We start from the raw sequence: 1,543 nt of genomic DNA on the forward strand, positions 1-1,543 counted from the left end.
GTCACGCAAGAGGCCATGATGGCTTGTGGCATCTCCTTGGACGCTTTTCGAATCTAGCAGCTCGCCGTCGACTCGCCTCTTACCCGTTTCAAGATTGCTAGCCTGACCAAGAGACGATCAAGAAAACCACCAGCGCCACCAGGCTGCGCAGAACATACCTACTGCTATGGACGCCAGCGGACTTCTCAACCCTATAGCCACAGCACCGGCGGCAACAGCGGCAAGTCGCGTACCACCATCACCATGCACGACCATAGGGGTTATCACCGCGATGAGAACAGAACTCGACATGGCATCGACGAAGCGCCGTACGTAGGGGCCTAGCGGCACATGTGACATGACCAGGAGTCCCAATACCCTGGAGCCATAGGCAATCATTACCATCAGCATGATCGCCAACAACGATTGCCACACCAACGATGAACTCATGAGGCACTCGTCCCAAACCAGCGCCCCGGTAACAGCACGGCTACCATCCCACCAGTCAAGGCGCCGACCATCACATGCAGATACGGCGGCAACCACCAGTACGCCATCAAGGCACTGATCGCCGCTGTCAGCCAAGGCAGGGCCATCACCGCACGGGGGTTTCCACCGACCACGATCATCAGTAGAAAGCACAGCATGATCACGTCAAGACCAAAACGTTCCGGCTCCGTGATCCCGCCACCAAAGGCCAGCCCTATGGCAGTCCCCACCACCCAGGCACTCCACAGCGCGATCCCTCCTCCCAGCAGAATGCCAAGGTTGCGCTCCCCTCGATGATACTCCCCCAGTGCCATCGCCCAGCTAGAGTCGGTCAGCAAGATCACCATTGCGAATTGCTGCCGCCGGGGTAGCGGCTTGAGCCATGGATAGAGCGCTGCACTCATCAGCATATGCCGGGTATGAATCGCCAGGGTGATCGCTGCCAGAGCCAGCAAAGGAAGAGGGGACCGCCACAGCTCCAAGGCCGCAAACTGCGATGGAGCGGCGAATACGAAGAGACTCATCAGCATCGCTTCCCAATCAGCCAGCCCCCGATGCACGGCCGCTACACCGAAGGCCAAGCCAAACGCTACCGTGAATGCGGCCAACGGCAGCATCATGCGGATCCCACGCCATGTTCCAGAAAGATCCAGGTGTGCGTAATTATCCTTTAAAATCATGATTCTATAGTTTCCTATGTCACAAATCCACGATAAAAACAAACAGGCCTGCTTGTTTTTTTTCTGCTTAGAGTCTAGGTTGAATCAAGCGCATTCGCCATCCGGCACCGTGCCATCCAGATGACACAACACAATAGCAACAAACTGCCGACCATCTCGGCCTGGAGAACAAAATGAATTTTGCCCGCAATACGCTGACATTAGCTGTCGCTGCTCTGGCGCTCCCTGTGTACGCCACTTCAGCGCAAGCCTCGACCTCATTCATTGCCAATTCGTTCTACGACCAACAGCATCCTTTCTCCCGCTATGGCTACATCGAGTGGGCTGAGACGGTCAAGGAGCTGTCAAACGGTGACCTTCAGCCTGAGGTCTATACCGGTACCGTGCTGCTGGCA

General features: G+C 56.3%; 3 protein-coding genes. 1 reads left to right on the forward strand and 2 read right to left on the reverse strand.

Annotated features, from left to right (window positions below):
* Positions 1-117: 117 nt before the first annotated feature.
* Positions 118-429: an AzlD domain-containing protein gene (locus tag V6D20_19780; protein ID HEY9818025.1), complete on the reverse strand. Its 312-nt coding sequence runs from the start codon at positions 427-429 to the stop codon at positions 118-120.
* Positions 426-1,148: an AzlC family ABC transporter permease gene (locus tag V6D20_19785; GenBank protein HEY9818026.1), complete on the reverse strand. Its 723-nt coding sequence runs from the start codon at positions 1,146-1,148 to the stop codon at positions 426-428. The genes V6D20_19780 and V6D20_19785 overlap by 4 nt, the downstream gene beginning before the upstream one ends.
* Before the next feature lie 173 nt (positions 1,149-1,321).
* On the opposite strand from V6D20_19785, the gene V6D20_19790 reads away from it, so the two are divergent.
* Positions 1,322-1,543, forward strand: a 222-nt coding sequence (locus V6D20_19790; GenBank protein HEY9818027.1) for a hypothetical protein, incomplete at its 3' end; no start/stop codon positions are given.

The sequence above is a fragment of the Candidatus Obscuribacterales bacterium genome (assembly GCA_036703605.1).
GTDB lineage: Bacteria > Cyanobacteriota > Cyanobacteriia > RECH01 > RECH01 > RECH01.

Excerpts from the sequence above, each read along its gene's own strand:
- V6D20_19780 (HEY9818025.1), bottom strand. The coding sequence starts at position 429 with ATGAGTTCATCGTTGGTGTGGCAATCGTTGTTGGCGATCATGCTGATG.
- V6D20_19785 (HEY9818026.1), bottom strand. The coding sequence starts at position 1,148 with ATGATTTTAAAGGATAATTACGCACACCTGGATCTTTCTGGAACATGG.